Source organism: Stappia sediminis (assembly GCF_009826895.1).
In the GTDB taxonomy this organism is placed as follows: domain Bacteria; phylum Pseudomonadota; class Alphaproteobacteria; order Rhizobiales; family Stappiaceae; genus Hongsoonwoonella; species Hongsoonwoonella sediminis.
On sequence record NZ_WUMV01000002.1, the window covers coordinates 373,299 to 395,638 of the forward strand.

The following is a 22,340-nucleotide window of genomic DNA, read 5'->3' on the forward strand; positions in this document are numbered from 1 at the left end:
CAGCCGGGAACGGGAGGTCGCCGAATGGCGCAATCGCGCGGTGGAAAGTCAATTTGCGCATGCGATCGTCCAGATGACGCTTTTGCGATAGGCGCACTCTTGTTGGCTGGGGCACGAAAGAGTACAAGAAGACAGTTTCGGTTCCCGTCACTCGGGCAAAGCCTGACAGGGATGAAACGGGAATGCGGTGGGGGATGACCCAAGTCGGGGTCCCGAATCCGCAGCTGCCCCCGCAACTGTGAGCGGCGAGCCTGACTGCATCGTGCCACTGGATCGGATCGGTCCGGGAAGGAGCAGTCAAGGCTGAGACCCGCAAGCCAGGAGACCGGCCGGAATGAGTTGGCTCACGATCGTCGTCGGGTGGACGACAAAAGGAGATAGAACATGAATTCCACTGTTTCTTCCGCCGCACAAAGCACCTCTTCGCGCGCTGCGATCCTTCCCGTCGCGCTGCTGAGCGCCTTTATCGGTGCTTTCGTGGTTTTCGGCGTTGGTTTTGCGCACTCCAACGTGCTGCACAACGCCGCCCACGACAGCCGGCACGCGCTCGGCTTCCCCTGCCACTGATCTTTCTGGAGCAGCCGGCGGACAGCCGGCCTTCCGCCCATGATCACGAGACTGTTCGGGGTGGCTCTCGGCGCGGGATGCGTCGCGGGCCTCGCCCTCGCTTTGTTGCAGGTTCTCTTCACCACTCCGCTGATTCTCGAGGCGGAGACCTATGAGCTTGCATCTTTCCACCAGCCGCCCCTGCAGCATGCCGGCGGCATCACCGACGATGGCCGCGTATGGTTCGTCCACGGTGGTGAGGAACATACCGACGAAGGCGCGCTCGGGCTTGTCGACCGGATGATTGGTGCCTGGGCGCCGGAAGACGGTGCGGAGCGCACGTTCTACACCGGCCTTTCGAGCGTATTGACGGGCTTCGGCTTCGGACTGATGCTGCTTGCGGCGATGCTGCTCGGCGCGAAGCGCATCGATGCGACAAGCGGCCTGCAGTGGGGGCTCGGCGCTTTCGCCGCCGTCGCGCTCGCTCCGTCGCTCGGCCTGCCGCCGGAACTTCCCGGTTCCGCTGCGGCGGACCTCGTTTCGCGGCAGACCTGGTGGTTCGGGACCACGGCCGCGACCGGCCTCGGCCTTTGGCTGATGATCGCGCGTGGCGAACCCCTTCTGAAGGCGGCGGGGCTTCTTATCGTCGTTGCGCCGCATCTGATCGGCGCGCCGCATCCGCATGAATACGCTTCCAGCGTCCCGGCCGAAATCCAGGGCCATTTCGTTGCTGCGTCGCTCGTTTCCGCCGCCGTTTTCTGGGCTGTTCTGGGAAGCCTTGCCGGCTGGCTCTGGCAGCGCGGCGAAGCGAAACAATGAGCGCGGCGCGCGCCTCCACGACGCTCGTCATCGGGGGGGCGCGCTCCGGCAAGAGCGCCTTTGCTGAAAACCTTCTCAAAAAGAGCGGGCTTGAGCGGATTTACGTCGCGACTTGCGCCGTTCTCGACAAGGAAATGGAAGAACGTATCGCCCGGCACCGCGACCAGCGAGGCGGTGATTGGAAAACGATCGAGGAAACGCGCGATATCGCCGGCGTCCTGCAAAGGGAAGCAAGGCAGGGCTCGGCCGTATTGGTTGATTGCCTGACGCTGTGGCTTTCGAACCTGATGTTCGAGGAGGACGATATCGAAGTCGAGACAACCAAGCTGCTGGCTGCGTTGCGTAAAGTCGGCGGGCCGGTGGTTCTCGTTTCCAATGAGGTGGGCGCGGGAATCGTGCCTGAAAACGCGTTGGCTCGCAGGTTTCGCGATGCGCAAGGGCGGCTCAACAGACAAATCGCGGAGGTCGCGAACCAGGTGGTGCTGGTTGCCGCCGGCCTGCCGCTTCTTTTGAAACCCAATCACAATCAGCCGGAGATTCGCTTATGAGCGCCGGAACGAAAATCCCCGCAACGATTGTTACCGGCTTCCTCGGGGCCGGCAAGACGACCCTCCTGCGCAACCTGCTGCAAGGGGCGGAGGGAAAGAGAATCGCGTTGATCGTCAATGAGTTCGGCGACATGGGCTTTGACGGGTCGCTGGTCGACGGATGCGCCGACCCCGATTGCAAGGCCGATGAAGTGGTGGAACTTACCAACGGCTGCATCTGCTGTACGGTGGCTGACGACTTCCTGCCGACAATGGAAATGCTGATCGCGCGCAATCCCGCGCCGGACCATATTGTCATTGAAACGTCGGGTCTTGCGCTGCCGCAGCCGCTTGTGCGGGCGTTTTCCTGGCCGTCTGTCAAAACGCGGGTGACGGTGGATGCGGTCGTCACCGTGGTCGACGCCGCAGCGGTCGCGGAAGGTAAAATGACGGGCGATTTGGGTGCTTTAGAAATCCAGCGCGCCGCCGATGAAGCGCTCGACCATGAAAGCCCGATCGAGGAACTTTTCGAAGATCAGCTTGTCTGCGCCGACCTCGTCGTGATCAACAAGGCCGATCTTATCACCGTTGGGGATATGGAGCGGGTGCGGGGAGAAATCGCCTCTCACGTTCGCGCGAGCGTGGAGGTTGTCGCGGCTGAAAATGGGAAGCTCGACGGTTCGATACTGCTCGGGCGTGGTTCCGCTGCGGAAGAAGATATGGCCGCACGGCTTTCGCATCATGAGGCACATCACGCCGACGATGACGACGACCACCACGAGCACAATCACGACGATTTCGAAAGCCACGTGATCGACGCGCCCGGTTTTGCATCGTTGGAAGAAGCGCAAGGCGCGGTGCGCGAGGCGATGGCGATCCATGGCGTGCTTCGGATCAAGGGCGCGGTGGCAATCGCGGGTAAGCCGGCGCCGGCGATCGTGCAGGCCGTCGGTCCGCGCGTCGAGACGTGGTTTGCGCGCGAGGCGAAGGCGCCGGGGCGGCTTGTAGTGATCGGGCTCAAGGGCATTTCGCTCGATGAAGTGAAGGCCGGGCTTGCCCGGAAGGTGGCGGCGTAGGCGACCAGGAACCATGCATATACTTGCCAGCCGGTCGGGACGGATCGATCAGGGCGATGAGGCCGTCAACCTCGGTCAGTCGCCGGCGGATATCGTCGTCCTGACGGCAGCGGATACGGAAATCGCAGGTTTTTCAGCGGCCGTCGCATCGCTCGGGCAGGAAGCTCCGGATGTGCGACTTGCGAGCCTGCTTGCGCTTTCGCACCCCTATTCGGTCGACCTTTACGCCGAGCAGACGGCGCAGGGCTCGAGGTTGGTGCTGATCCGTCTGCTGGGCGGTGCGGAATACTGGCCCTATGGTCTCGATCGACTGACGGAGACGGCGCGCGGCTACGGTGTGAAGCTTGCCGTGGTGCCCGGCGACGACCGCTGGGACGAGGACCTCGCCAGCCGCTCGACAGTATCGGTTGCGCAGGCGAAGGCGCTGTGGCGCTACTGCGTGGAAGGCGGTGTCGAGAACCTGAAGAACGCACTGCGCTACGCCTCTCATATTCTGGGGGAAGCGGATGAGCCGCTGCCGCCGAAGCCGATCCCGCGTGCCGGAATTTACTATCCGGGGCTTTCAGGCGCCGGGCTCGACGAGTTGAAACGCGAATGGGCGAACGAGAATGCGCCCGTCGCCGCGATCACCTTCTATCGCGCGCTGGTGCAATCGGCGGCAACAGCTCCCGTCGATGCGTTGACCGATGCGCTGAAAGAGCGTGGCGTGAACGCGCTCCCGATATTCGTTTCGTCGTTGAAGGAGGCGGAAAGTGCCGCCGTCATCGATGCGCTTTTCGAAGAGACGAAGCCGGCGGTGGTGCTGAACGCGACGGCCTTTGCCGTCTCGAAAGCCGGCGAGGACTACAGCCCGACGCCGCTCGACAGGACGGGCGCGCCCGTTTTGCAGGTGGTGTTCTCCTCATCATCCGAGGAAGGCTGGGGCGGCAGCGACCAGGGGCTTTCGATCCGCGATCTCGCAATGCATGTGGTGCTGCCCGAACTCGACGGGCGGCTGACGACCCGTGCCGTCTCCTTCAAGGAGGAGGGCGCGCGCGACGAGGCGACGCAATCGACCCCGATGCGTTTCGTCGCGAAAAAGGACCGTGTCGAGTTCGTCGCGGACCTTGCGCGCAACATCGCCCGGCTCGGCAGGACGCCGGAATCGGGCCGCAAGGTGGCGCTGATCCTCGCGAACTATCCGAACAAGGACGGGCGGCTTGCCAATGGCGTTGGCCTAGACACGCCAGCCTCCTGCTTCAGGCTTTTGCGGAGCCTGAACGCTGCTGGATACGAACTAGAAAACGCAGCGTCAGATCCGGCGGGGCTCATGCAGCGCCTGAACGAGGGCGTTACGAATGCACTTGGAGGGCGGTTGAATCGCGCTTCATATGAAACTTTAAGTGTTGAAGACTATCTGAATCATTTCAACGCGCTGCCTGAGAAAATTCGCTCAGAGGTTGAATCTCGTTGGGGCGAGGCGAAGGACGATCCGCATGTGGCGGATGGGGCATTCCGCCTTGCGCTGCATCGCTTCGGCAATGCCGTCGTCGGCATCCAGCCTGCGCGCGGATACAATATCGATCCGAAGGAAACCTATCACGACCCGGATCTCGTTCCGCCGCATCATTATTTCGCGTTTTATATCTGGCTTCGCGAAACATTCGGCGTTCATGCGGTCGTGCATCTCGGCAAGCACGGCAACCTGGAATGGCTGCCCGGCAAGGCGCTTGCGCTTTCCGAGAGCTGCTATCCGGAAGCGGTGCTTGGCCCGCTGCCGAACGTCTATCCCTTCATCGTCAACGATCCGGGCGAGGGTGCGCAGGCGAAGCGGCGCAACGCCGCCGTCATCGTCGACCATCTGACGCCGCCTTTGACACGGGCCGAGAGCCACGGCGTGGCGGGCGAGCTTGAGACGCTGCTCGACGAGTTTTATGTTGCGCAAGGCGTCGACCCGCGCAGGCTGAAGGTACTTTCGCGCGAGATAATGGATACGGCGGCGCGTCATGGGCTCGACCTCGACATCGGCATTACGCCCGACATGGATGAGATGACGCGTCTTGCAAGACTCGACGCGCATCTTTGCGACCTCAAGGAACTTCAGATCCGCGATGGGCTGCACATCCTGGGCGAGGCACCCGTGGGCGACCAGTTGACCGACCTTTTGGTGGCGCTTGCCCGCGTGCCGCGCGGCGAGGGGGAGCACAATGCAAGCCTGATCCGCGCGTTGGCCCAAGACTTCGGGCTTGGCGACTTCGATCCGCTCGACTGCGAATTCTCCGACCCGTGGGAAGGGGCGAGGACGGAGGCGCTGACTTCGGTGACGGACGCGCCGTGGCGCAGCAACGGCGACACGGTTGAGCGGCTGGAGCTTTACGCGCAAACGTTAGTCCGGGACCGTGAACTGCGGGACGATCTGCCGGCAACGAAGGCGGTGCTCTGCGAAATCTACCAGCGGTTCGAACCATCGATAGAAAATTCCGGGCCCGCGGAGACGGAAGCGGTTCTGAATGCCCTTTCCGGCCGTTTCGTGCCGCCAGGCCCTTCCGGCGCGCCGACGCGCGGGCGGCCTGACGTGCTGCCGACGGGACGAAACTTCTATTCCGTCGACGTGCGCTCCGTGCCGACGGAAACCGCATGGGGCATTGGTGCGGCAAGTGCGGAACGGCTGGTCGAGCGGCACTTTCAGGACGAGGGCGAATTCCCGAAGGCCGTCGTGCTGACATGCTGGGGCACGGCGAACATGCGCACGGGCGGTGACGACATTTCCCAGGCGCTTGCGCTGATCGGGGCAAAGCCCGTCTGGGAGGCAGGCTCGGGCAGGGTGACGGGTTTCGAGGTCATTTCGCTCTCCGACCTTCAGCGCCCGCGCATCGACGTGACGCTCAGGGTTTCGGGTTTCTTCCGCGATGCCTTTCCCCATCAGATGGACCTTTTCCAGTCTGCGGCATCGGCAATCGCCGATCTGGAAGAACCGAAAGATGCGAACCCGATTTCCGCGCGTGTCGCGGAGGAGGCGAGGCGACTTGTCGCGGAAAATGGATTGTCGGAGGAAGAGGCGCGGACACGGGCGAAATACCGCGTCTTCGGGTCCAAGCCCGGCGCATATGGTGCCGGGCTGCAGGCGCTGATCGACGAAAAGATCTGGGACGAGCGCTCCGATTTCGCCGATGCCTTCCTTACCTGGGGCGGTTATGCCTATGGCGGCGGGGCGACGGGCGAGGCTGCGCGGATGAGCCTTGAAACCCGGCTTTCGAAGGTCGATGCCGTTCTCCACAATCAGGACAACCGGGAACACGATCTGCTCGATTCCGATGACTATTACCAATTCGAGGGCGGGCTGGCGGCAACGGTCGAGACGCTGAAGGGGGAGGCGCCTCGCGTCTACCACAACGACCACTCGCGGCCCGAACGCCCGGTGATCCGCACGCTCGACGAGGAGATCGGCCGGGTGGTGCGCGGACGGGCGGCGAACCCCAAGTGGATCGCCGGCATCATGCGCCACGGTTACAAGGGTGCCTTCGAGATCGCGGCGACCGTCGACTATCTTTTCGCCTTCGCCGCCACGACGCGGGCGGTGAAGGACCACCATTTCGACCAGCTCTTCGCCGCCTATATCGAGGATGGCGAGGTGCGCGGCTTCATCGAGGACGCCAATCCGGCAGCGCTAAAGGAAATCCTCGACCGCTTCCAGGAGGCGGTCGACCGGGGGCTTTGGACGCCAAGGCGCAACAGTACGCATGAAAATCTGGAGCGGTTCAAACGCTCCGACAGGGAGAAAGCATCGTGAGCGACAAGAAAAAAGAACTTACGGAAGAAGAGCTCGACGCCCGTCACGCCGATAAGATGCGCAAGAAGAAGGCCGCACGCGACAAGATCATGGCCACCAAGACGATCGAAAAGGGGCTTTTGATCGTCCACACCGGCAAGGGCAAGGGCAAGTCGACGGCAGGCTTCGGCATGGTGTTCCGCTCGCTCGGCCACGGTCACAAGGTCGGTGTCGTCCAGTTCGTGAAAGGCCGCATCGAAACGGGCGAGCGCAAGGCGCTGGAGCGCTTTTCCGATCTCGTCACGATCAAGCGCATGGGCGAGGGCTTCACCTGGGAAACGCAGGACCGCCAGCGCGACATCGCCGCCGCCCGTCAGGCCTGGGAAGCGGCAAAGGAGATGATCACTTCCGGCGACTATCGCCTCGTGCTGCTCGACGAGCTCAACATCGTGCTGCGCTACGACTATCTGCCGATCGAAGAGGTCGTGGAGTTCATGAAGACCGAAAAGCCGGAGGACGTGCATGTCATCATCACGGGCCGCAACGCCAAGGACGAGCTTCTGGAAATTGCCGATCTCGCGACCGACATGACGCAGATAAAGCACCCCTTCCGCTCCGGCGTGAAGCCGCAGGAGGGTATCGAGTTTTGAAGGGGGAGTATGCCGATCCGACTTTGCCAAGGCTCTCGCGGTTGCCGGGATTGATCTGACGGTCGACTTTCTCCCTGTCATACCCGCGCAGGCGGGTATCTTTCTCTATCTGTTGCGAGATTCCCGCCTTCGCGGGAATGACAACTAATGCGGCTAAGTCGAACAGAGCTTTATTCGTACCCGGTTCAGGCGCGGACAACACGGATGGGATGGTGGCGCGATTAGGCTATCAGGGAAATTCGTAGTGTTTATGCTGCTGTTTGGATGAGGAAATCCCTGGAGACAGCCATGAAACTCTTCGACCAGACATTGCGCAGCGCATCGCCGGATCATGCCGAACTGGTGCGAAGATATGAGCTTTATCGCACGCTGGTGGAGTTTTTCGCCGCTCTCTTTTTCATCGTCGGCAGCATATTCTTCTTCTACCAGAGCCTGCTGTTCGCAGGCACATGGCTCTTTCTGATCGGCTCGATCCTTTTCGCCGTTCGTCCGACGGTGCGCCTCGCGCTTGAGCTGCGGCTGACGCAACTGCCTGTGCCGGACGAGTTCCGGCCCTATGGCTCCCTGCCCGAGGCATCCGCGAAGAAATGAGATCCCGTACGCCCGCGATCATGATCCAGGGAACCGGCTCGAACGTCGGCAAGAGCCTGATCGTGGCGGGGCTTTGCCGGCTGTTTGCCAACCGCGGGCTAATCGTGCGTCCTTTCAAGCCGCAGAACATGTCGAACAACGCGGCGGTGACAGCCGACGACGGCGAGATCGGACGGGCACAGGCGCTGCAGGCGCTGGCCGCGCGTGTTGCGACGAGCGTTCACATGAACCCGGTTCTGCTGAAGCCCGAGACGGATACGGGCGCGCAGGTGATCGTGCAGGGAATGCGCGCCGGCACCATGAAGGCGCGCGAATACGGAAGCCGCAAAGCCGAATTCGTGCCGAAGGTTCTGGAGAGTTTCGCGATTACAAGCGAGGGCGCCGACCTTGTGCTGGTGGAGGGCGCGGGAAGCCCCGCCGAGATCAACCTGCGCGCAGGCGACATCGCCAATATGGGGTTTGCCGAAGCTGCCGACCTGCCGGTCGCCATCTGCGGCGATATCGACCGGGGCGGGGTTATCGCCAGCCTTGTCGGCACTCATGCGGTGCTGAACGAGGCGGAACGCGGGCGCATCAAGGCGTTTTTCATCAACCGGTTTCGCGGCGACCCTTCGTTGTTCGACGATGGCGTGAGGGAGATTGCGGCGCGCACCGGCTGGGCATCGCTCGGCGTTGTGCCGTGGTTTGACGCGGCAGGAAAACTGCCGGCCGAAGACGCGCTCGGCCTTGAGGGCGGGCAGGGCAAAGGCCGCGTGAAGATTGTGGTGCCGGTGACCTCGCGGATCGCCAATTTCGACGATCTCGATCCGCTGCGCATGGAGGAGGATGTGACTCTGCAGCTTGTGCGTGGCGGTGAGGCGCTGCCGGGAGATGCCGATCTTGTGCTTCTTCCGGGCTCCAAGTCGACCGTTGGCGATCTCGCCTATTTTCGCAGGCAGGGCTGGGACGTCGATCTGGCCGCTCATGTAAGGCGCGGCGGGCGCGTCCTTGGCATCTGCGGCGGATACCAGATGCTGGGCAGGACGATCTCCGACCCCCATGGCATCGAGGGCGAGGCGGGATCCGTCGAGGGCCTCGGGCTTCTGGACGTTGAGACCGAGCTTACGCCCGAAAAGCGGCTCGTCTCTACGCATGGCAGGCATCGCGTTAGCGGCGAGGCGATATCGGGTTATGAAATCCATATCGGCCGGACGGAAGGTGGCGACCGGGCGCGGCCCTTCGCAACGATCTCAGGCGAAGCGACACGCGAACACGCCGACGGCGCGGTTTCCGCCGACGGCAGGATCGCGGGAACCTATGTCCATGGGCTCTTCGGGGCGGACGGTTTCCGAAAGGCGTTCCTGGGTGAACTCGGTGCCGGATCTTCGCTTGCATATGACAGCGTGATCGACCGAACGCTCGACGATCTGGCCGCGCATCTGGAAGCCAGTTTCGATGTGGATGCTCTGCTCTGTCTGGCTCGCGGCGGGGTACGAAAGGCTTAGACAGCAGGCTGTCGATTTAATTCAATTATTCGACTATGATTCCATCCTGTCGGAGAAGCGGCATTCCGTCCCGGAGTAAGGTGGATGAGTAAGTTGCGTACCGCTGCGGCCACTCTAGAGCACGTTCGATGGAGCGAATTGCCGGGCGGCAACGCCCAGATGGCGACGCTCGGCCGCATCACCATGATCGTTAAGGCCATCGGGCCGGCAGACGGCCCCTATTGGCAACCGTGGGCTATCGGCCCGCGCGACGGCTGGTCCGTCGCCGACCGGCCGATGGCGCTGCTTGCCGCGCGCTCGCGCGCGGAAACGATGGCGCGCGAGATGGATGCGCCCGGCGATCTGGGGATCAGGCCCGAAAACCTCAATTCGTCGAACGACGGCTGAGGCCGATTACAGATTGTCGACGGGCGCGACATCCGCTCCCTTGTCGCGGCCCGTCAAGACAGCCTCGCTGCAGGCGTGCTGCAGGGTCGGGATGATCCGCCCGACGTCGTCGCACATGTGGTAGTCGACCTCAAAACCGGCACGAATGAAGGCTTCCTGCTCCATGTGCTTCAAGAGACGTTCCAGCGGATCCCAGAACCCGTTGATATTGGCGAGAAGGACAGGGCGCCGGTGACGGCCAAGCTGTCCCCATGTCATCATCTCGACGACTTCCTCCAGCGTGCCGATGCCGCCGGGAAGGGCGACGAAGGCATCCGCACGCTCGAACATGGTGCGTTTGCGCTGATGCATGTCGTCGGTGACGATAAGCTCCGACACGTTCTCCATCATCACTTCGCGCTGTTTGAGAAAACGCGGGATAACGCCGGTAACACTGCCGCCGTTTTCCAAAGTGGACCGGGCCACCGCCCCCATCAGCCCGACGGAGCCGCCGCCGTAAATGAGCTTCAGCCCGGCTCCGGCGATCTGCCGGCCAAGCTCGATGGCCGCGGCCTCATAGGCAGGATCGACGCCGCTGCCCGAACCGCAATAAACGCAAACACTCGTAAGATCTGTCATAGGGGAAGATTTGGCATCCGAGCGATGGGCCGGTCAAGCGCAGACGCTGTTGACCATTCGTCAAGCCCTCGCTTGCCGGTGGCGGCAATCCGGTATAACCATGCGCGCGAGAAGCCATTGGATGGCTTGATAGTGCACAAGAAAACAAAGAATACGGCCGAGGGCACGGTCCCTCAGGTTACAGGCGGGCGGTCCGGTACTAAAATAGCGCGGGAAACCGCGTAGAAAATTCGCCGGGCGAAGGAGTTGGTTTCGATATGACGAAGAAGAGGATCCAGCAGCTCCTGGGAGGCGCCGCGATCGCGGGCATAGCGGCTCTGGGGTACCTCTGGTACGAGCATGGTGCCGAGTTGGGCCTGCCGGGTGCCGGCGCGCCGAAGGTTGCCGAGACTTCCGCCGGCGGAAAGCCGGCGACATCTTCCAAGACCGACGGCGATACCGCGCAAACCGCTGAAAAGCCGGCGACTTCCGGAGAGGACACCGCAGGCGCCCAGAGCGAGGCCGTGCCGGATTCCGCCGGTTCCGGCGACAAGGTTGCCGAAGCGGCCGTGCAACCCGAAGAGGACGAGGGCGAAAGGCGCCTCGGCCCCACGTTCGACGTTTTCCGGGTCGAACCATCGGGCGATGCCGTGGTCGCGGGGCGTTCCGAAGCGGGCGCGATTATCGCGCTGCTTTCCAACGGTGAGGTCGTCGGCAAGGGAATCGCCAATGATTCGGGCGAATTCGCGATCGTGCTCGACAAGCCGCTCAAGCCCGGCACGCACGACGTGAAAATCGAATCGAAGAAGGACGAGAAGGCCGAACCCGTCGTCTCCGAGGAAAGCATCGCCGTTTCCATTCCCGACCCGGCCAAGGGGAAAGGCGAAGTGCTTGTCGTGCTGAACAAGCCCGGCGAGGCGACCGAAATCCTGCAGAAGCCGGAAGATACGGCTCCGGATGCCACGGGCGAGCAGGTCGCCGCATCTTCACCGGACACCGTACAGGGCGGCGAAGCGGATGCCGCCGGCAAGGAGGCCGAAGACGAGCAGGTCGCTCTGGCGACGACACAAAGCGAGGAAGGTGCGGAAGTGCCGCCGACAACCTCGAAAGGTGGCGAGGCGAGTTCTTCCGAGGAGCAGGGCGAGACCGCAGTTGCAAGCATCGGCGTGCAGGCTTCCGCGGAAGCGAGCGGAGCACAGGAAGAAACCTCGGAGCCCGGCAGCACGGTTACCGTCGAGGCGGTCGAGACCGAGAAGGACAAGGTCTTTGTCGCGGGCCAGAGCGAGCCCGGCAGCGACGTGCGCGTTTATGTGGACAACGAACTCGTCGGCGAGGCGAAGGCGGACAAGACCGGCCGCTGGCTGCTGGAAGGCAGCAAGAAGATCGAGCCGGGCAAGGTCGACGTGCGCGCCGACAAGGTGGAAAGCAGCGAGGGTGAGGTGACGGCGCGCGCCGAAGTGACCTTCGAGCGGACGCCCGATCAGTTCGTGTTGCGGCCGATCTCCGTATCCGCGCAAGGGTCCGGCAGTGCGGGCGGTGCGGCCCAGGGCTCATCCGGCCCGATCCCCAGCGTGATCATCCGCCGAGGCGACAACCTTTGGACGATCTCGCGCAGGCTGTACGGCGAAGGTTTGCGCTACACCACGATCTATCAGGCGAACCAGCAGCAGATACGCAATCCCGACCTGATCTACCCCGGACAGGTGTTCGTTCTGCCGGTGCGTGACAAGGCGTGGAAAGACCAATCCGCGAACTGAACGATGCCGGGCCGCCTGCGGCCCGGCGCTGCCAATCGGAAAGAACCTTGCGAAAATTTGGCGGTGGACCCTTGTAGAGGCACGATTCATCGCTAAATTACGATGAATGTCCGACATCCCTTCCACATGCATGACCTCCAGGCAGGCCGATGCGAAGCCTTGCTGTGGCGATAGCGATCTCGCCTTGCTTTACAAGGCACTCGGCCACCCCGCGCGCATCGATATCCTTCACGTGCTTGCGGATTGCGATCATGCCTGCTGCGGCGAGATCGTATCCAGGCTGTCGCTGGCCCAATCGACCGTTTCGCAGCACCTGAACGTGCTGAAGTGTGCGGGGCTGATCGGCTGTGAGGCAAAGGGGCGCTGCTGCCGCTATTTCATCAGGCGTGATGCGGTGCGAGACTTTGCCTCGCTGTCGCGTTCGCTGGTGGAGATGCTCCAAACCCCGGGCTCCAACGAGAGCAACCTCTCAGTCGACCGTCCGGCTGTGCCGGATGACGACCGTGAGGCAGAAATCTCGCGAAAGGAAACGCCATGACCAGCCGCCGTTCCGGGATCCAGGCGGCTCAGGAGCCGTTCGTCTCCGCAGATGAAGGCTCGACGCTCAAGACCCTGCAAAACCTTTGGCCTTACATCTGGCCGCTGGAGCGTCCCGACCTTAAAAAGCGCGTCATGCTGGCGATCGCAGCCCTCGTGGTTGCAAAATTCGTCACCGTGCTTTCCCCCTATTTCTTCAAGTTCGCGACCGATGCGCTGACGGGCGAGGGCGACAGTGGAGTGCCGGCACTTATCGCGGCGCCCGTGATGCTGGTGATCGCCTATAACGTGGCGCGTGTCGGTTTCGTCGGCTTCAATCAGCTTCGCGATGCGCTGTTCGCGCGTGTCGGCCAACACGCGGTGCGCCAGCTCGCACTTGTCACCTTCCGCCACCTGCACGCGCTCTCGCTTCGTTTCCATCTGGCCCGGCGAACGGGCGGACTTTCACGCGTGATCGAGCGCGGCGTGAAGGGCATCGAGAACATCGTCCGCTTCACCATCCTGAACGGAATTCCGACGATCCTTGAATTCGCCATCATGGCGGTGGTGATCTGGTATCAGTTCGGCTTTTCCTACGTCATCGTCGTGGCGGTCATGATCGTCGCCTATGTCTGGTTCACCGTCAAAACCTCGAATTGGCGCATCTCCATCCGCCGCGAGATGAACGAGAACGATACGGAAGCCAATTCCAAGGCGATCGACAGCCTGTTGAATTTCGAGACCGTCAAATATTTCGGTAACGAGAAAATGGAGGTCGGGCGCTTCGACCAGTCGATGGCAGGCTACGAGCGCGCAGCGACGAAAACGTGGACCTCCCTTGCCTGGCTGAACTTCGGACAGGCGGTGATTCTTGGCATCGGGATGGCAATCTGCATGGTCTTCTCCGCACGCGCGGTGATGGCGGGCACGCAGACGATCGGCGATTTCGTCATGATCAACGCCCTGCTCCTGCAGCTTTCGATCCCGCTCAACTTCATCGGTTTTCTTTACCGCGAGATCCGGCAAGGCCTTGCCGATATCGAGGCGATGTTCAACCTGCTGCAAGTGCCCACTGAAATAAGCAACAAGCCGGCTGCGGCCGATCTTGCAATTGGCGAGGGGAATATCCGCTTCGAGAACGTAAGCTTTCACTATGATGCGGATCGCGCGATCCTGCATGGCATCGACTTCGAGGTGCCGGCGGGCGAAACGGTCGCGATCGTCGGCCCGTCAGGCGCCGGCAAATCCACGATCTCGAGGCTTCTGTTCCGCTTTTACGATGTTACCGGCGGGCGCATCACCATCGACGGGCAGGACGTGCGCGATGTCACGCAGGAAAGCGTGCGTGCAGAGATCGGCATCGTTCCGCAAGATACCGTGCTTTTCAACGAAACGATTGCCTACAACATCCGCTACGGGCGACCCGGAGCGAGCGACGAAGAGGTGCGCGAGGCAGCGCGTTTGGCGCAGATCTCCGATTTCATCGACACGCTGCCCAAGGGCTTCGATACGGAAGTCGGCGAGCGCGGCCTGAAGCTTTCGGGTGGCGAAAAGCAGCGCGTGGCAATCGCCCGTACGATCCTGAAGGCCCCCCCGATCCTGATCCTCGACGAGGCGACATCGGCTCTCGATACGCATACGGAGCGCGAAATCCAGTCTGCTCTCGACCAGGTTTCGAGAAATCGCACGACGCTGGTGATCGCCCACCGCCTTTCGACGGTGGTGAACTCCAAGATGATCCTCGTGTTGGAAAAAGGGCGTGTCGTAGAACGCGGCACGCATCAGGAACTGCTCTCGCTCGGCGGGCTTTACGCCTCCATGTGGGCGCGCCAGCAGGAAGCGAGCGAGGCGGAAGAGCGCCTGCGCGCGGCAACCGCCGACGAAGAGGGCTATGTACTGCGCGGCCAGCGGGCGGAGGAAGTGGAGCCCGCGCAGTAGCAACGGGCCCCCGCGCCACGAAATGGCGCGCTGCGGTAAACTTGCGCTTTCCTTACGCCTTTCGCCGGGAAACGGCGCGAACGATTGTCGACAAGAAGCTGGTTATGGCTTCGGACCTCAGCCGATGCGCGCGGCGTTCCGCCTGCGCATAGAACTCGTATGAAAAGTGTTCGGTCTTCATGGACAGTCTCCTTTGAGCTGCAGGGACTGTCTCACATCCTGATATTTTGTATAATCGGGCTTGTCTTGATAGGATCTTTCATGGATTTCGCATAATGAAGCTTGAAGACCTCCGGTTTTTCACGCGCGTGGTGGCATTGGGTAATCTTTCCGCCGCCGGCAGGGAGTTCGGATTGTCGCCATCGGCGGCAAGTGCGCGGCTTTCAGCGCTTGAAGCGGGGGCCGGCTCCCAGCTTCTGGCCCGCACAACGCGCAAGGTCTCGCTGACGGAAGCGGGGCAGGTCTTCATCGAGCACGCCAACAGGGCACTATCGGAAATGGATGCCGCCATGCATGCGCTTGAGGCCTCCACCGAAGCGCCGCGCGGGACGCTGCGGATCACGAGCAATGTCTCGTTCGTACGCAAACACGTGCTGCCATACCTGAACGAATTCAAGAACGAATATCCCGATGTGCGCATCGAGATGAACATCACGGATCGGATCGTCGATATCGTTGAGGAAGGATATGATCTGGCAATAAGGGTGGCCGAATTGCCGGATTCGGCCCTAAAGGCGCGGAAACTGGCAGCGAATCCGAGATACCTTTGCGCCTCTCCCGAGTATATCGCCAGGCGGGGAGAACCGACTTCCCCGGCCGATCTCGCCAATCACGAGTGTCTCGGTTTCGAGCCGATGCCGACCTGGTACTTCGCCGGACCAAATGGTGAAATCGCCCATCACGTTCACTCCGCAATTTCGAGCGATAACGGCGATTTTACCCATGAAGCTGCAATCCACGGGCTTGGACTGACGGTGAAATCCATCGCACACATCTGGGAAGACCTGCGCGACGGGCGCTTGGTCGTGGTCATGCAGGACTATCCAGTGACGAGGGCGGGCGCTGTCTGGGCGGTCTATCCGCCCGGCAAGCAGACGCCGCCAAAGGTCATCGCCTTCATCGACTTTCTTCAGAAGAAATTCGGCCGCCCTGCCTATTGGGAAACGGAGTTTCGGTTGGCTTGAGGCGCGTTCCCGGTCAGGTCTCGTCTATTAACCGGACAGCGATGCATTGATTTCCACCCGCGCTATGGTGCAAATGGGCGTGCCGGTTTCCGTCTCGGGAGCCGGCGTAACCTTGCTTAACGGAACCGGAATGCCTGTATGTCCCTTGCCGATACGATTTCAAAGACCTTCGTGCCGATCCATCGGGAAGGGTGGCCGTTCATTGCAATTGCCGGTGTCGCGGCGATCATCCTCGGCTGGTTCTGGGATCCGCTGTTCTGGATTGGATTGATCGTAACGGGCTGGACCTGCTATTTCTTTCGCGACCCGCCACGCGTAACCCCGATGATCGAGGGGATCGTCGTCTCGCCCGCCGACGGCACGGTTTCGCATGTCGGCATGGCAGTCCCGCCGAAGGAACTGGACTTCGGAGACGATCCGCTGATGCGCGTTTCCGTTTTCATGAATGTCTTCAATTGCCACGTGAACCGGGCGCCCATCGGCGGCAGGGTCGCGCGCGTTGCGTATAAGGCCGGCAAGTTCCTGAACGCCGAACTCGACAAGGCGAGCGAGGACAACGAGCGCAACGGCCTCATTATCGAGACGGGCGACACGCGCATCGGCGTCGTGCAGATCGCGGGCCTTGTCGCGCGGCGGATCGTATGCTTCGTGCGCGAGGGAGAAAACGTCGGAATGGGCGAGCGCTTCGGCCTGATCCGCTTCGGCTCTCGTCTTGATGTCTATCTGCCTGTGGGCACGGTGCCGAAAGTTGCCATCGGCCAGACGATGATCGCAGGCGAATCCGTGATAGCCGACCTGCGCGGCGAACAAATCGCAGCACCCGTGACCCGCGTGAACTGACCACGACAGAAGGCTAAGCCCCCGTGTCCGCACCCTTTGCGCCATACGACCCTGGGCCAACGAAACGAAGGCGCGGCCGCGCGCCGCGCTTCAGGCGGGTGCCGCTGCGCATGGTGCTGCCGAACCTCGTCACCCTGCTTGCGCTTTGCTGCGGCTTGACGGCCATGCGCATGGCGCTCGAGGCGCGCTGGGAATATGCGATCGGGGCGATCGTGCTGGCGGCCTTCCTCGATGCGCTCGACGGACGCCTGGCACGGCTGATCCGCGGCACGTCGAAATTCGGCGCGGAGCTCGACTCATTGGCCGATTTCGTGAATTTCGGCGTCGCGCCCGCGCTGATCCTCTATTCATGGCTCTTGAGCGAGGTGAAATCGCTCGGCTGGATCGCGGCCCTTGTCTATGCGATTTCCGCAGCTCTTCGTCTCGCGCGGTTCAACGTATCCATCGACGACCCGGACAAGCCTGCATGGGCCGTCAACTTCTTTACCGGCGTTCCGGCACCGGCAGGTGCGCTGACAGTGCTTCTGCCGCTCTACCTCGAATTTGTCGGAATCGTCCCGCACCTGGAGGAACTTGCCCCGGTTATCGCCGTCTATGTCGTCGGTATCGGGTTGCTGATGGTGAGCCTGCTGCCTACCTATTCCGGCAAGAAATTCGGTTCCCGCATCCGCCGCGACCTTGTGTTGCCGCTCTTCGTCGTCGCCGTTCTTTTCGTTGCGCTTCTGGCGAGCTACCCGTTCGAAGTTCTGGCCGCCGGCGGGATTGCCTATCTTGCCTCCATCCCCTTCGCCTGGCGCAGCTACAAGCGTTTCAAGGCGCGCGACGAGGCAAGCCCGGAGGTGGCCGACGAGGAGAACGAACACGAGGTTGAAGGCTCGCTCGATGAGCTGTCCGACAAGGACAAGGGCGATACGCGCTGAAGCGTACGTTCTCTTCTCAGGTTGAATCAAAACGCCGCCGGAAGTTCCGGCGGCGTTATTGTTTTTGCTGGTGACGCGCTATTCCGCCGCGGCGGGTAGCGAAACCGGTGGTTCCTTGTCCTCTCGCTTCTTTTCGAAAGGAACGAGGGCGGCGACCTTGCGGCTGTCGTCTTCGGCTGGCGTATCCGGTTCGGCCGCCTTCGGTTGTTTCTCGCGACGGGAAACCAGGCCCACGGCCCATGCGCCGATGCTGGTGCCGGCGCGCGCCCATGTTGTGGGAAGCGCCAGCATCGTCGGGATGACGATGAGTGTCAGGATCGTCGAGAAGGCAAGCCCGAAGATCACAGCCGTGGAAAGCTGGATCCACCAGATCGCCGTGATCGAGCCGACCGAGACGACCTGGTTGAAGAAGTCGAAATTCACCTGTGTCGCCATGGGGATCAGGCCGGCGATGGTGGTGATCGTCGTCAGCATGATCGGGCGGATACGCTGGGCCGATGCCTTGAGCGCCGCATCAAGAGGATCGATGCCGTCCTCGCGGAAGCGGTTGTAGGTGTCCATCAGGACGATGGAGTTGTTCACCACGATGCCGGCAAGCGCCACGATGCCCGTTCCCGTCATGATGATGGAGAACTTCTGGCCCGTCGCCAGCATGCCGAGAAGCACGCCCATCGCCGACATCACGACCGTCGAGAGCGTCAACGCCGTCTGGTAGAAGGAGTTGAACTGCGTCAGCAGGATGATGAACATCAGGAAGAGTGATGCCACCATCGCCTTCATGAGGAACTCGCCAGACTCCTTCTGGTCCTCATCGGCGCCGCGGAACTTGAAGAAGATGTTGTGCGGCCAGGTCTCGCCCTTCAGCCATTCGTCGATCTCGCCGACCTTGGCATCGGGAAGAACGCCGGAGGAGGGCGCCATGTTGGCCTTCAACATCATGGAATAGAGGCCGTCGCGACGAGTGATCGACGAAACCTTCTGCTGCGGCGAACGATCCACGAAATTGGCGATCGGGACGAGACCGAGCGGGGTCTGCAGGCGAAGGGAGTCGAAACGGTCGAGCGTGCGCTCATTCTCCGGCAGGCGAACGCGGATATCGACCTCATCGTCGGAATCCGTCGGGCGGTACTTGCCGATGAGAACGCCGTTCGTCACAAGCTGCACCATGGAGCCGACGGCGGCGATGCTGGCCTGATAACGGCCCGCCTGTTCGCGGTCGATCGCAAGCTGCCACTCGATGCCGGGCAGGGGACGATCATCCTCCACGTCGATCAGCGTGTCGTCCAGGTCGAGATGTCCGCGGATCTGCGCAACCGTCTTCACCAGCGTGTCATAATCGGTCGACTTCACCTCGAGCTGGACGTCCTTGCCCGTCGGCGGGCCGCCCTCGATCTTGCGGACCTCGACCTTGATGCCGGCAAGACCGGCGGTGCGCTCGCGGATCTCCTTGAAGATCTCGACAGCTTTCCTGCGGCAGCAATAGTCGGTGAGCTCCATCTGGATCTCGCCGATGACATCGGCAGGCTTGTCCTGAACGCCGCCAATGAACTGCGGCCCGCTGCCGCCGCCAGGCGCGAAGGCGGAGGTCACGGCATTCATCACGCCGCGTGTGGAAAGCACTTCATGCTCGACATCGGCAACGAGGTCGCGCGCCTCGCGCGAAGACAGGTTGCCGCGCGCGGAAATCAGCACGACGGCCTGGTCCGGCTCCTCGTCGACGAAGAACTCGACGCCCGCGTTGTTGGCGATGAAACTCGTCAGGATCACGCCGCAAAGCGCGATAACGCCGACTATGACGACGATATTGCCGACGACATTGCCGGCAAACATCCTCAGCGTGCGAACGTAGATGCCCGTGGCGCCCCTGATCTTCTTCGGGTCGAATTCCTCATGACCCGAAAGCAGGCGCGCCTGGCGCTGCTCTTCGGCGATGCGCTTTGCGGCACGCTTGCGCGAGGCGGCGACAACCGGGCGCAGGATGAGGAAAGACAGCACGCCGACTGCCACGAAGGCCAAGGCGGCTAGGCCCTGAAGGGCAACATCGACGCTATCGGCGGGCAACATGCCCGCGACCTGCGCCGCAACGGGAGGCGCCATCATCACCGCACTTGCGGCAAGCGCGGCAAGTACCAGAGCAAGCAGGCCCGTGGCGTGCCGGCCCGTCCATGACGATATCATGGCGAAGATGCCGCCGGTCACGGGCAGGAACACCATCGCCGTGACGAGGGAGGCCGTCAGCACGATGATGACCATGATCGGCAGGTAGCTCATGAATTCGCCCGCCACGCCCGGCCACAGCAGCATTGGCAGGAAGGCGGCGAGCGTCGTCGCCGTGGACGACACGATCGGCCAGAACATGAGCTTGGCGGCGCGGATATAGGCTTCGCGCTGCTCCATGCCCTCGTGGATCTTGCGGTCGGCATATTCGACGACGACGATCGCGCCGTCGACCAGCATGCCGACGGTGAGCACGAGGCCGAACATGACCATGATGTTTACGGTCATGCCCATGCCGCCGAGGATCAGGAAGCCGATCATGAAGGACGTCGGGATCGCAAGCCCCACAAGCAGCGCGGACTTGAGCCCGAGAGCAGCGATCACCAGGATCATGACGAGGAAGATCGCGGTCATGATAGACGATTGCAGCGAGCCGAGCGTCTCGTTGATGTTGCTCGACATGTCGATCATGTAATCGACCTTGATCGTCTCCGGCCAGTCGGCCGTCGCCTCGTCGACGACTTTTCGCACGGCCTCGTTGTTCTCGATGATGTTGGTGCCGATACGCTTGGTCACCTGCAGCGCGATCGCGGGCTTGCCGTTCACGCGCGTAAAGGTGCTCGGATCCTTGAACGTGCGGTGGATGTCGGCAACGTCCGAAAGTGTGACCACGCCTTCGCCGCTCTGTTTGAGCGGCAGGGAATAGACATCCTCCGCCGTCTCGACGAGGCCCGGAACCTTGACGTTGAAGCGGCCTTGGCCATCATCGATGAAACCGGCGGGAACGAGCCGGTTGTTGCGGTCGAGCGCGTCGAAAAGCTCCTGCTGGGTGATGGCGTAGGATTCAAGCTTCAGCGTGTCGATGACGACTTCCAGAAGCTCCTCCCGGTGGCCTGTAAGGTCGGCGGAGCGGACGGTGTCGATGGATTCGATTTCGTCCTTCAGCCGGCGCGCGTGCCGATAGAGCGTGCGCTCGGGCACGTCGCCCGAAAGGGCCACGGTAATCGTCGGCAAAAGTGCGAAGTTGGTTTCCTGGATCGTCGGCTCTTCCGCCTCTTCGGGAAGGTCGGCCTTGGCCTGATCGACCTTGTCGCGAACGTCGGCAAGCGCCTCGTCCTTGTCGAAGGAGACATCGAATTCCAGAATAATGCCGGCGTGGCCCTCGGAAGCGACCGCCGTGATTTCCTTCAGCCCGTCAAGGCCGCGAAGCTCCGTCTCCATCGGCCTCACGAGAAGCCGTTCCGCATCCTCCGGCGAAATACCCTGCTGGGCGATAGAGACGTAGAAAACCGGGACGTCGATATCCGGGCTGTCTTCCTTCGGAATCGAGATGTAGGTGAAGACGCCTGCGGCGACCAGCGCGACCATGAGGACGAAAACCGTCTTGGGTCGCCTCAATATGCCTTCGAGCATGGCGATCATTGCGACACCTCGGCGGTTTCGACGACCGGCTGAACGGCCTGGCCCTCGATGACGTAGTCCTGCCCGACGGTGATGACGCGCGCCGTCTTCGGCAGTCCGCTCACCCATAGGCCCTTCGTGTCCCCACCGAGGATTTCAACGGGTACGAATTCGACGTGGTTTTCGTCGTTGACGGTGCGAAGTCCAACGACGCCCTCATCGTTCAAGGTCAGGATCGAAGGCGAAATTCTGTGGGCTTCGCCAGATTCGAGCGGCAGGCGCGTGAGCACGGTAACGCCGTCGAGGATCGCGGCGTCGGGATTTGGTATCTCGACCTCGATGCGAAAGGTGCGCGTATCGGGGTCGGCTGACGGCGCGATGTAGCGCACCTTGCCTTGGGTGGTCTGACCGGTGACGAGCTCCACGGCAGCTTCCTGGCCAAGCCTGAGCGCGCCGATATTGCGCTCCGAAACCTGGCCGATCGCCAGCATGGGATCTGCGTCGACGATCGCAGCACAGGTGTCACCCACCTCCAATGTCGTGCCGACTTCCGCCATCGGGCTTTCAAGCCTTCCTGCGACGGGTGCCTTTATGACCGTGCGCTCAAGCTCGAGCTTTGCCTCCTTGAGGCGCGCTTCGGCAGCATCCCGCGCCGCCTTCAGCGCCGCAACGCGGGTTTGTGCCGTAAAGCCTTTGGAACTCAGGCTGGAGGACGCGTTATAGTCGAGCTCCGCCTGGGCGAGCGCTGCTTCGGCCTCCATCACCCGCGCCTCGCGTGTGCCGCGGTCAAGGATGCACAGGGTCTCGCCGGGCTCGACATTTGCGCCTTCCGTCGCCGGGCGCTCGACGACGCGAGCGGAGGTTTCCGCGCGTACCATGACGCGGGCCTCGGCCTCGGTGCGGCCGCGGATTTCAAGCTCCGCATGGCGCGGCTCGGCGACAATCGACCTGACACGCACGGCAAAGGGGGCATCGCCGTTTTTCGCCTTGCGCTCGGCCGGAGGGGGCGTGGAATTCTCGTTGTCGCCGGCGCCGGCGACAATCGTCTGACCCGTCAGCATCCAGCCTGCTACGGCGGCCGTCAGCCCGGCTGCGAGAAGATAGGAAAACTTGATACGCATAAGGTGGGCTCTCCGAAAATC

19 protein-coding genes and 1 riboswitch are annotated in these 22,340 nt (G+C 62.3%); of the genes, 15 read left to right on the forward strand and 4 right to left on the reverse strand.

All coding sequences use genetic code 11. The annotated features are described in order from the left end of the window. Positions 1-121: 121 nt before the first annotated feature. Positions 122-348, forward strand: a riboswitch (cobalamin riboswitch). Positions 349-384: 36 nt separating this feature from the next. The 9 genes from GR183_RS05265 (at position 385) to GR183_RS05305 (ending at position 9,828) form a co-directional block, all read left to right on the forward strand. Further along, complete coding sequence (locus tag GR183_RS05265; protein WP_160774541.1) at positions 385-567, forward strand: CbtB domain-containing protein; 183 nt, start codon at positions 385-387, stop codon at positions 565-567. Between the two features lie 39 nt (positions 568-606). Further along, entirely contained in the window at positions 607-1,365 is a 759-nt protein-coding gene (locus tag GR183_RS05270) for a CbtA family protein (RefSeq protein ID WP_160774542.1), read from the forward strand. Further along, entirely contained in the window at positions 1,362-1,913 is a 552-nt protein-coding gene (gene cobU / locus GR183_RS05275) for a bifunctional adenosylcobinamide kinase/adenosylcobinamide-phosphate guanylyltransferase (protein WP_160774543.1), read from the forward strand. The genes GR183_RS05270 and cobU overlap by 4 nt, the downstream gene beginning before the upstream one ends. Further along, a complete protein-coding gene (gene cobW, locus GR183_RS05280; protein WP_160774544.1) occupies positions 1,910-2,968 on the forward strand; it encodes a cobalamin biosynthesis protein CobW in 1,059 nt (352 codons plus the stop codon). The genes cobU and cobW overlap by 4 nt, the downstream gene beginning before the upstream one ends. A 13-nt stretch (positions 2,969-2,981) precedes the next feature. Further along, positions 2,982-6,737 carry a cobaltochelatase subunit CobN gene (gene cobN, locus GR183_RS05285; protein ID WP_160774545.1) on the forward strand — a complete coding sequence of 1,252 codons (3,756 nt, stop codon included), beginning with the start codon at positions 2,982-2,984 and terminating at the stop codon, positions 6,735-6,737. Further along, positions 6,731-7,366: a cob(I)yrinic acid a,c-diamide adenosyltransferase gene (cobO, locus tag GR183_RS05290; RefSeq protein WP_160774850.1), complete on the forward strand. Its 636-nt coding sequence runs from the start codon at positions 6,731-6,733 to the stop codon at positions 7,364-7,366. Before cobN ends, cobO begins: the two co-directional genes overlap by 7 nt. 288 nt (positions 7,367-7,654) lie before the next feature. Continuing rightward, on the forward strand, positions 7,655-7,957 hold the full coding sequence (locus GR183_RS05295) for a YrhK family protein (protein ID WP_160774546.1): 303 nt from the start codon (positions 7,655-7,657) through the stop codon (positions 7,955-7,957). After that, a complete protein-coding gene (locus GR183_RS05300) occupies positions 7,954-9,441 on the forward strand; it encodes a cobyric acid synthase (RefSeq protein WP_202395847.1) in 1,488 nt (495 codons plus the stop codon). The genes GR183_RS05295 and GR183_RS05300 overlap by 4 nt, the downstream gene beginning before the upstream one ends. Positions 9,442-9,525: 84 nt before the next feature. Continuing rightward, a complete protein-coding gene (locus GR183_RS05305; protein WP_160774547.1) occupies positions 9,526-9,828 on the forward strand; it encodes a hypothetical protein in 303 nt (100 codons plus the stop codon). A gap of 6 nt (positions 9,829-9,834) precedes the next feature. Here GR183_RS05305 and GR183_RS05310 read toward each other — a convergent pair whose 3' ends face one another. After that, complete coding sequence (locus GR183_RS05310; protein WP_160774548.1) at positions 9,835-10,446, reverse strand: LOG family protein; 612 nt, start codon at positions 10,444-10,446, stop codon at positions 9,835-9,837. A gap of 257 nt (positions 10,447-10,703) precedes the next feature. Between GR183_RS05310 and GR183_RS05315 the strand changes: the two genes are divergently transcribed. From GR183_RS05315 to GR183_RS05325, 3 genes are all read left to right on the forward strand, one after another. Next, on the forward strand, positions 10,704-12,182 hold the full coding sequence (locus GR183_RS05315; RefSeq protein WP_160774549.1) for an Ig-like domain-containing protein: 1,479 nt from the start codon (positions 10,704-10,706) through the stop codon (positions 12,180-12,182). 106 nt (positions 12,183-12,288) lie between these two features. After that, the gene (locus GR183_RS05320) at positions 12,289-12,720 is read left to right on the forward strand and encodes an ArsR/SmtB family transcription factor (protein ID WP_244313622.1); all 432 of its coding nucleotides are present in this window, start codon (positions 12,289-12,291) and stop codon (positions 12,718-12,720) included. Then, entirely contained in the window at positions 12,717-14,636 is a 1,920-nt protein-coding gene (locus GR183_RS05325) for an ABCB family ABC transporter ATP-binding protein/permease (RefSeq protein WP_160774550.1), read from the forward strand. The genes GR183_RS05320 and GR183_RS05325 overlap by 4 nt, the downstream gene beginning before the upstream one ends. A gap of 52 nt (positions 14,637-14,688) precedes the next feature. On the opposite strand, the gene GR183_RS22150 is transcribed toward GR183_RS05325, so the two are convergent. Next, a complete protein-coding gene (locus GR183_RS22150) occupies positions 14,689-14,817 on the reverse strand; it encodes an RSP_7527 family protein (RefSeq protein WP_260513416.1) in 129 nt (42 codons plus the stop codon). A gap of 94 nt (positions 14,818-14,911) precedes the next feature. On the opposite strand from GR183_RS22150, the gene GR183_RS05330 reads away from it, so the two are divergent. From GR183_RS05330 to pssA, 3 genes are all read left to right on the forward strand, one after another. Then, entirely contained in the window at positions 14,912-15,820 is a 909-nt protein-coding gene (locus GR183_RS05330; RefSeq protein ID WP_160774551.1) for a LysR family transcriptional regulator, read from the forward strand. Positions 15,821-15,958: 138 nt separating this feature from the next. Beyond that, on the forward strand, positions 15,959-16,660 hold the full coding sequence (locus GR183_RS05335; RefSeq protein WP_160774552.1) for a phosphatidylserine decarboxylase: 702 nt from the start codon (positions 15,959-15,961) through the stop codon (positions 16,658-16,660). Positions 16,661-16,683: 23 nt separating this feature from the next. Beyond that, entirely contained in the window at positions 16,684-17,580 is an 897-nt protein-coding gene (gene pssA / locus GR183_RS05340) for a CDP-diacylglycerol--serine O-phosphatidyltransferase (RefSeq protein WP_160774553.1), read from the forward strand. 78 nt (positions 17,581-17,658) lie between these two features. Here pssA and GR183_RS21920 read toward each other — a convergent pair whose 3' ends face one another. Continuing rightward, complete coding sequence (locus GR183_RS21920) at positions 17,659-21,219, reverse strand: efflux RND transporter permease subunit (RefSeq protein ID WP_160774554.1); 3,561 nt, start codon at positions 21,217-21,219, stop codon at positions 17,659-17,661. Continuing rightward, the gene (locus GR183_RS05350) at positions 21,216-22,319 is read right to left on the reverse strand and encodes an efflux RND transporter periplasmic adaptor subunit (protein WP_160774555.1); all 1,104 of its coding nucleotides are present in this window, start codon (positions 22,317-22,319) and stop codon (positions 21,216-21,218) included. The genes GR183_RS21920 and GR183_RS05350 overlap by 4 nt, the downstream gene beginning before the upstream one ends. Positions 22,320-22,340 lie beyond the last annotated feature (21 nt).